The sequence below is a fragment of the Rickettsia sp. genome, assembly GCF_965035265.1.
In genome coordinates this window covers 1-8378 of sequence record NZ_CBCDJS010000057.1, presented here as the reverse complement: position 1 = coordinate 8378, position 8378 = coordinate 1, and the positions used below count along the sequence as shown (strand labels likewise).

Genomic DNA, 8378 nt, shown 5'->3' with positions numbered 1-8378 from the left:
TAGCAAGCATATAGATATAGCAGATAAAAACAAAATTATCTTAGTTGATGATTGTTTTGAAGCTCTACAAAAAATGGCTTTGTATAAACGTAAGAATTCAAAAGCTAAATTCATAGCTATCACCGGTAGTGTCGGTAAAACTTCCACTAAAGAAGCGCTGAAAATATTATTACAATATGATTCCCTAGTTTTTGCAAGTAGAGGCAACTTTAATAACCGTTTGGGATTACTTATAAACCTTGCTTCGATGCCTGATGATACGGAATATGCTATTTTTGAGCTTGGCATGAACCATAAGAGCGAAATAAGAGAGCTTACTCAAATATTAAAGCCGAATATTGCTATGATTACTAATGTTTCAGAAGCACATTTAGAATTTTTTAACTCGCTTGAAGAGATAGCAGAAGCTAAATGTGAGATTTTTGAAAATTTTAGTAAAAATGATATTGCCATTATTAATGCCGATACTAATTGCTATAACACAATATTATCGATATTAAAAAATCTATCTATTGATAACATATATAGCTTGGGTACAACACACAATACATCAGCAGAATTAACCTTATATGAAAACCTAGGAGAGCAAGTCCATTTAAAATATAAGATAAATAATAAGCCCTTAGAGATAACTATACCGTTCATTCCTCGGCATTTCGCCGAAAATTATACCGGTATACTTTTAATTATCGATATATTAGGTAAAGATATAGAGATAGCTGCAAATCATTTAGCAAATATTTCTCCTACTAAAGGAAGAGGGGAAATTATCAATATACAAAATTGTCGTATAATTTGTGATTACTATAACGCAAGCCCGCAGTCAATGAAAGCTGCATTAGAATATTTAAAACAAGTGTCTGCCGATAATAAAACGGCTATAATAGGTGATATGCTAGAGCTTGGACAAAATTCAGAAGCATTACATAAAGAGCTAGTACCTTATATACTAGCTACAGATTGTTCTAAGGTTTTTTTAGTAGGAGAAAATACTAAATATATTTATGATTTACTACCTTCCAAAATAGATAAAAAATACTTTAAAAATGTTGATGAATTAATTACGCATGCCACGGATTTATTTAAGAATAATGAACTTATATTAATAAAGGGATCAAGAGGTATAAAACTCAATAAGATTGTTGATTATTATAAATAAATCCACTAGGATATTCCTAATATTGTGTGGTTTGGTTTTTACGTCATTGCGAGGAATTTACGAAGTAATTGACGAAGCAATCTCAGGATGTTTGATGAGATTGCCACGTCGCTTCGCTCCTCGCAATGACGGTTTGTCCACACAACAATGAACAACATCAAAATATACTTTTAAATTTAAATCTACAAATGTTATACAATCTTTTACTTCCTCACATTCATAATTCACATATAGCTAATTTATTTCACTATATTACTTTTCGTAGCGGTCTTGCTATTATTATAACTTTAAGCCTTAGCTTTATTACGGGTCCGATATTAATAAAATTTTTACGAACCCTTCAAAAACACGGCCAGCCTATACGTTCAGATGGACCTGAGTCACACAAAACAAAAGCAGGTACTCCGACTATGGGGGGTATTATGATTATTTTGTCTAGCTGTCTTTCTACTTTATTACTTGCCGATTTAACTAATAAATATATTTGGATTACGTTATTTGGTTTTATTAGTTTCGGTATTATAGGATTTATGGATGATTATGCAAAGGTAACTAAAAATAACCATTACGGTGTAAGAGGAAAAAGTAAACTTTTACTACAAGGAATTATTAGTTTAATCATATGTATTTTACTAGAATATACCGATAAAAATCCAAGTCATTTACTTAACGTACCGTTTTTTAAAAATTTAAGCTTGGATCTCGGTTATTTTTATATAGTTTTTGCTATATTCGTTATAGTAGGCTCTTCTAATGCCGTTAATCTAACGGATGGGCTTGACGGGCTTGCTACGGTTCCAATTGCTTTTACTGCCGGCTCTTTTGCTTTAATAAGTTATTTAGCAGGAAATCTAATTTACTCGAATTACTTGCAGCTAACTTACATACCGAATACCGGAGAGTTAGCAATATTATGTGCGGGGCTAGTCGGTAGCTGTCTTGGGTTTTTGTGGTTTAATGCACAACCAGCAGAAGTTTTTATGGGTGATACTGGTAGTTTAAGTCTTGGCGGCGTACTTGGGATTATTAGCGTCATTACTAAGCATGAAATAGTTTTAAGCATAGTCGGCGGCTTATTTGTTATTGAAACGGCATCTGTAATTTTACAGGTATATTATTTTAAGGCTACTAAAGGAAAAAGAATATTTAAAATGGCTCCGCTGCATCATCATTTTGAAAAGCACGGCTGGGCAGAATCAAAAGTTGTCATAAGATTTTGGATTATTTCAGTTATATTTGCTCTTATAGGTTTATCATCCTTAAAATTACGTTAATGATTAATTGAAATATATCTTAACATAAATTAACTTTCTCCTTGCTTTTGTACAAGAAATTTACTATAATGCCGACATTAATTTATAGTAGGTGTATGGTATGGCTAAAGAAATAGATATAAATAAATTATTAGCACAAGAAAATAATGCTTTAAATACTATATTAAGCCAAGTAAACGAATTATGCGAACAAAATAAGAAGTTGCAAGGGTTAATCGAAATACAAAAAGAAGTTAAAGAACTAGAAAAAGAGCATACTAAATCGCCGCCTTGGTTTAAGAGACTTGTAAAAGCAGTTTCTAATGTAAAGTATAATTTTATAAAAAGTGAAGAACAGTTAACAAACGAAGCAATACAGAGAAATGACAATTTATTAAAGCGTATAGATAATACCATACTATCCATAGCCGATAAATCCGGTCCTTTAAAACAAGAATTACAACAAGAAGTTAGAAAAAACTTTGATGAATTAGCTAAAAAAGATTTATCTACAGAACAACGTGATAAGCTTGAAGCATTATTTACCAATAAATATGCTGCTAAGTCAGAGAAGTTTGGTCCGTTAACTATGGTTAAACCTTTACATTTTTCTAATGGTGAAGAGCTAGAAAATCAACTTAATAGTCTAAATGCTACAAAACAAAACATCCAAAATTTAATATCCGAAAATTCCAATATCAAAGAACTTAAAGAAATACAAAAACAGGTTGCTGAAATTAGGGAAGAAATACCTTATACATTTTTTGAAAAATTAAATAATATTTGGCAAAATGTTAAAAATGCTTTTGTAAATAATAGTGAACAGGTTTTGGCGAAAAACAAAGAAAGTAACACTAAAACAATCAGAAAGATTGATGAACAGTTACATAAAACGAAGCATAAATTTGAGGAATTAATTGAAAATAAAGAAAGAAATATTAATGATATAATTGCAAAGTTGCCTGACAATGAGGAGTTACAAAAGATAGTAAGTAGTCTTGCAAGTCATATGACTCCAAAAAAGGAATCAATATTAACAACCTTGCCTCTCGCTAAACCTTTGGAAAATAACATTCCACCACCACCGCCTCCTCCTTTATCGCAAAATAATATACCGCCACCACCACCACCACCTATGCCTACTATGGTTCCGGCTCAGACTGAGACATTATCTAAGCCTATAGAAGCTACTACGGTTAAAAAATCGGAAAATCAACCACGTCCTTCTATAGATACTTTTGATTTAATGAAAGAAATAGCAGGACCAAAAAATCTAAGAAAAGTTGAATTTGACCCTAATACAGGGAAACCGCTTGCACATTCTCATAGTAAGCCTGCTCAGAATGTTAACAAACCTAATGAAGTTGCATCAATTTTAGCTCGAAGAGTCGCTATGGAGATGAGTGGTAGCATCAGCAGTAGTGGCAGTGAAAGCGATAGTGGTAACTGGAGCGATGTTAGTAATAAACCAAAGGCTCTAAAAACTAGAGGAGAACGAGATGCTAAAACGACTACGCATGCTCAAAAAATTCTAAGTAATAGAAGTTCACAAAAACCATCATTTGTTAGAAGTTAATTAAGATTTTTGAGAAGGTGTTGTTACGTAGCTTGTATGTTCTTCCTGCGAAAGGGCTTTGTTGCATAGCTCTTAAAAATTGTTCGATGTCATTTCCGCGAGGCATTGTTGCGTGGATCGGTTTTTCCGTCATTGAGAGGAAAATTACAAAGTAATTTGTACGTCCGCAATCTCAGGAGTTTGTTATTATTTCATGAGATTGCCACGCTCCCTACGGTCGCTCGCAATGACGATTTGGGTTCTATCCCTTAAACTTCTTAGTTATTTCAACTATTCTTTTTGCAAATAAATTAGCGGTTAGTAAATCACCTTTTGTAGGAGTAATATCAGGGGAGGATTTGTGGTTAGATTGAGTCATAAGCCCTGACCAACTACCTAAGCGGTTAATTTTATCAGGATCAGGCATCTCATGATCGGCAAAATTAGGCGCAGCTTCAGCTTGTCCAACCCAAATCATACAATGCTGCATTGCAAAATGAAATAATTGTTGAATACTACATAACTTATCGCCTGAATAAGAAGCAGAATTAGTAAAAGCGGCTGCTATTTTATCTTTCCATTTTTGTTGTGCCCATCTAGTTGAAGTAGCCTCCATAAATATTTTAAACGGACCAGCTAAACTACCCATATAAGTTGGAGCTCCAAAAATGATAGCATCTGCATTGTCTAATAAATCCCAATCGACATTATCAGGTTTATCTTTATTTATTTGTATCAAAGAAATATTTGCTCCTGTTTCTTTAATGCTCTTACTTATTTCTTCGGCTACTTTTGCAGTATGACCATACCCGCTATAATATACGATAGCTACTTTAACCATTTTATGCTCCATATTATAAATTAACTATAAACTCAGCTTCAGTTTTAGACTTTATTTCTTCAATAGTAACATCGTCAGCTTTTCTAACTAATACCATCTCATCTTTATCAATATCAAAAATTCCAAGATCGGTAATTATTCTATTAACTACTTTTTTGCCTGTTAACGGAAAGCTGCATTCTTTTAATAATTTAGCTCCGCCGTCTTTTGCATTATGCTCCATTATAATAACTACTCTTTTGGTGTTAGCGACCAAATCCATAGCACCACCCATGCCTTTAACCATTTTGCCTGGGATAGTCCAGTTGGCAAGATCACCTTTTTGTGAAACTTGCATAGCTCCTAAAATAGTTAAATCGACATGCGAACCTCTAATCATGCCGAATGAAAAGCTACTATCGAAATAGCTACTTTCAGGTAATGCTGTGATAGTTTGCTTACCGGCATTAATTAAATCAGGATCTTCTTCCCCTTTATAAGGAAAAGGTCCCATACCAAGCATACCGTTCTCGCTTTGAAATATTACATTCATTCCTTTAGGAATATAGTTTGCAACATGCGTAGGCATACCTATACCAAGATTGACATATAACCCGTCTTTAAGCTCCTCTGCGGTTATTTGGTAAATTTCTTCTTTGCTCCAAGCCATATCTTATTTTTCCCTTATGGTTAACTGCTCAATACGCTTCTCATACTTCTCACCTACTATTAATCTTTGTATGAAAATATTAGGTGTGTGAATATGATCAGGATCAAGTTCGCCTGTTTCAACTATTTCCTCTACTTCACAAATTGTGATTTTAGCTGCTCCCGCCATGACTGCATTAAAGTTTCTTGCGGTTTTATTGTAAATCACATTGCCGCTTTTATCAGCTTTAAAGCCTTTAATAATAGCAAGGTCAGCTTGAAGTGCTGTTTCCATTATATATTTTTCGCCGTTAAATTCCTTTGTTTCTTTACCTTCCTCGACTATTGTACCTATACCTGTTTTAGTATAAAAGGCTGGAATTCCCATGCAGGCTGCTCTAATTCGCTCAGCTAAAGTTCCTTGGGGGTTTAGCTCAAGTTCTAAAACCTTATCAAGATATTGTTGTTCAAAAATTTTATTTTCTCCAACATAAGAAGAGATCATTTTTTTTATTTGCTTGGTTTGAAGAAGAAGTCCAAGTCCAAAATTATCAACACCACAATTATTGCTGATAACTGTTAAATTTTGAACATTGCTGTTAAGTAAAGCATTTATTAGATTTTCAGGAATACCGCATAGACCGAATCCGCCTGACATTATAGTCATGCCGTCGTAAAGTAATCCTTCAAGGGCAGCTTCAGCCGAAGGATAGATTTTATTCATAAATTTTAAATTATTTAATATCTATTATTTAAGAAATTAGGGGGATTTTCAAAAGAAGTCAAGGACATACACAAGTTTAGTATATTAAAAAAATACTTTACAAATTTAAAGTACTATATATTATACTACTTCTAATTAATAAAAATTAATAATAAGTATGAAATTAAGTAAATTAAATTTAACTATTGCTGTATGTCTTTTTTCGGTGGCAGCGAATGCGTCAAATATTGACTATGATATGACAGTTCAAGAAAGTTCTAAAAAAGGTTATAGCTATGTAGTTACTTATGATAAAGATATGTCCTCAAGAGCGAGTAGCGATGCTGCTATGTCATTGATTGAAGCGTATCGTCAGTTAGATGATGCTGTATTTGCTGATTCAGATAATATAGCTATGAATATCTTAAGTTATATCACAAGATTTACTGCTACATCTTGGATTATGGTAGGTAACCATGAAGTAGGAGGTCATGGCGGGCGAGCAAGAGAGTTTGACTTAAAAGTAACAAAATATGAGGTAGATCCTTTTGAGGGTACTACATATTTTAAAGCTAAAGACTTTAATTCTTTGCAAGTTCATAAACAAATTGCTATAGATACTGGGGGGATTCAAGCAAGCTATTTATTATCTGAAAATATTAAAGATAGGTATATGGCAAGTAACAAAATTAATCCTACTTATGGTATAGGTTATTTATGGACAAGACTAGATCAAGCAAGTTATATTTTTAGTACTAAGTTTGATGGCAAAGATAAAAGCGGTAATGATATAAATGCCTATGTAAAAGCGATTAACTCCATATATGGCAAAAATTATATTACTAAAAATAAGATACGTTCTTACGCTTATTTAGATTTATTTGATCCATTTTTAGTTTATTCCGGTTATTCATTTATAATGAATCAAGATCTTAATAATATACCTATGTTTGATCTTGGCGGAGTAAAGTACTTACCGGCTACAAGAGCGATACTTGCTCCATATGGTTTAGAGCGTGGTTTAGTGAATCATTTCGTTATTGATGATAAATATATTCAGCTTACTGTTAATTACGGTAAAAATCAGAAATTTAAGTCTTACGGTGTCGGAGTTAAAGCAAATAACCTAGTTAAATTTGATTTTATTTCTTTAGGTTTAGAAGCAGCGTTTTGGAATCAGCCTAAAATGTTAACCGCTACTCCTTTAAAAGAGAGTTGTAAGCAAGGTGGGCTTGGAGCTGTTAATTTTGAGCTTAGCTTAAATGAAACCTTTAAAATAGTTGGATCAGGCGGTTATAAAACAGCTGGCTTTATCGAAGGTATGCCTTTAAAATCTTCAGCTATAGTTAGAGCAGGGTTAAAATTAGATTTATAATTTTTGTCAAATTTGTCATACCGCGAGCTTGTAGCGGTATCCAAAAATTCTTGAAATGAAAAGCTCGATTTATCTTGCTTTATTCTGGATTCCCGCTTTCGCGGGAATGACATTGAGCAGGCTTGAATTAAAGTTGGCTTGCTTATATATTAGATCATAATTCACAGTTATTATGACTTTAAGCAAAAAATATGTTTTCGGCTCTTGAAAAATTTTTATTTTCTTCTGTAAAAACGTTCATCAATATACGTGAAGATACCGTATCTGCTCTTAAGAGGCTTGGCATTAACAATATTCGTGATTTATTGTTTTATCTACCTGTTTCATATCAAAATAAAATATTATCGCCTAATTTAACTGAAGTTAGAGACGGTGAAATAATCCAAACGGAAATTGTAATTGAGAGCATTAGTTTACCAAAGAAAAGTAATCAGCCTTTAAAGATTACAGCTAGCAATGATACTGGTTCTTTGTTATTAGTGTTTTTTCATAAGCCACCACCGTTTATTTTTAATAAGCTGAAAGTTGGAACGAAGCATATTATCAGTGGAAAGGTACAATTTTTTGATCATTATTTACAAATTTCTCATCCTGAATTTATTACTAATCCTAAACTCGCAAAAGAAATAGAGCCTATTTATTCACTGACATATTTACTTAGTAACAAACAGTTATATTCGTATATCATAAAAACAATAGAGATATTTGAGGAGAAATGTATGGGGTTGGAAGATAAAGAGGTAAAAGAGTATTTGGATGTTATATTACAGAATTTAAAAATTTTGCATGGGTTATGTCATTCCTCACCCTTATGTCATTCCCGCCCTCTATGTCATTCCCGCGAAAGCGGGAATCCAGAAAAAAA

At 32.8% G+C, this 8378-nt stretch carries 7 protein-coding genes and 2 pseudogenes; 5 read left to right on the top strand and 4 right to left on the bottom strand.

What is annotated here, in order from left to right:
• From murF to AC1Z7D_RS04655, 3 genes are all read left to right on the top strand, one after another.
• Positions 1-1159: UDP-N-acetylmuramoyl-tripeptide--D-alanyl-D-alanine ligase (gene murF / locus AC1Z7D_RS04665; RefSeq protein WP_482602405.1), on the top strand; the 1159-nt coding region annotated here is incomplete at its 5' end.
• Between the two features lie 188 nt (positions 1160-1347).
• A complete protein-coding gene (gene mraY, locus AC1Z7D_RS04660; RefSeq protein ID WP_482602403.1) occupies positions 1348-2433 on the top strand; it encodes a phospho-N-acetylmuramoyl-pentapeptide-transferase in 1086 nt (361 codons plus the stop codon).
• A 100-nt stretch (positions 2434-2533) separates the two neighbouring features.
• A complete protein-coding gene (locus AC1Z7D_RS04655; protein ID WP_482602401.1) occupies positions 2534-3988 on the top strand; it encodes an Arp2/3 complex-activating protein rickA in 1455 nt (484 codons plus the stop codon).
• A gap of 241 nt (positions 3989-4229) precedes the next feature.
• Here AC1Z7D_RS04655 and AC1Z7D_RS04650 read toward each other — a convergent pair whose 3' ends face one another.
• The 4 genes and pseudogenes from AC1Z7D_RS04650 to AC1Z7D_RS04635 all read right to left on the bottom strand — a co-directional run bounded on the left by AC1Z7D_RS04650 (position 4230) and on the right by AC1Z7D_RS04635 (position 6159).
• Entirely contained in the window at positions 4230-4445 is a 216-nt protein-coding gene (locus AC1Z7D_RS04650) for a transcriptional regulator (RefSeq protein ID WP_482602407.1), read from the bottom strand.
• 39 nt (positions 4446-4484) lie between these two features.
• Positions 4485-4808 (bottom strand): annotated as a pseudogene (locus tag AC1Z7D_RS04645) (flavodoxin family protein); the annotation flags it as partial.
• A gap of 13 nt (positions 4809-4821) precedes the next feature.
• The gene (locus AC1Z7D_RS04640; RefSeq protein WP_482602399.1) at positions 4822-5457 is read right to left on the bottom strand and encodes a 3-oxoacid CoA-transferase subunit B; all 636 of its coding nucleotides are present in this window, start codon (positions 5455-5457) and stop codon (positions 4822-4824) included.
• A 3-nt stretch (positions 5458-5460) separates the two neighbouring features.
• Positions 5461-6159, bottom strand: a complete 699-nt coding sequence (locus AC1Z7D_RS04635; protein WP_482602397.1) for a CoA transferase subunit A — start codon at positions 6157-6159, stop codon at positions 5461-5463.
• 238 nt (positions 6160-6397) lie between these two features.
• Between AC1Z7D_RS04635 and AC1Z7D_RS04630 the strand changes: the two genes are divergently transcribed.
• Complete coding sequence (locus AC1Z7D_RS04630; RefSeq protein ID WP_482602395.1) at positions 6398-7513, top strand: hypothetical protein; 1116 nt, start codon at positions 6398-6400, stop codon at positions 7511-7513.
• Positions 7514-7704: 191 nt separating this feature from the next.
• Positions 7705-8378: pseudogene (locus tag AC1Z7D_RS04625) on the top strand (ATP-dependent DNA helicase RecG); the annotation flags it as partial.

What these genes read in the sequence shown, in the direction of transcription:
- mraY (WP_482602403.1), top strand. Translation starts at nt 1,348, where the DNA reads ATGTTATACAATCTTTTACTTCCTCACATTCATAATTCACATATAGCT.
- AC1Z7D_RS04655 (WP_482602401.1), top strand. Translation starts at nt 2,534, where the DNA reads ATGGCTAAAGAAATAGATATAAATAAATTATTAGCACAAGAAAATAAT.
- AC1Z7D_RS04650 (WP_482602407.1), bottom strand. Translation starts at nt 4,445, where the DNA reads ATGATTTGGGTTGGACAAGCTGAAGCTGCGCCTAATTTTGCCGATCAT.
- AC1Z7D_RS04640 (WP_482602399.1), bottom strand. Translation starts at nt 5,457, where the DNA reads ATGGCTTGGAGCAAAGAAGAAATTTACCAAATAACCGCAGAGGAGCTT.
- AC1Z7D_RS04635 (WP_482602397.1), bottom strand. Translation starts at nt 6,159, where the DNA reads ATGAATAAAATCTATCCTTCGGCTGAAGCTGCCCTTGAAGGATTACTT.
- AC1Z7D_RS04630 (WP_482602395.1), top strand. Translation starts at nt 6,398, where the DNA reads ATGACAGTTCAAGAAAGTTCTAAAAAAGGTTATAGCTATGTAGTTACT.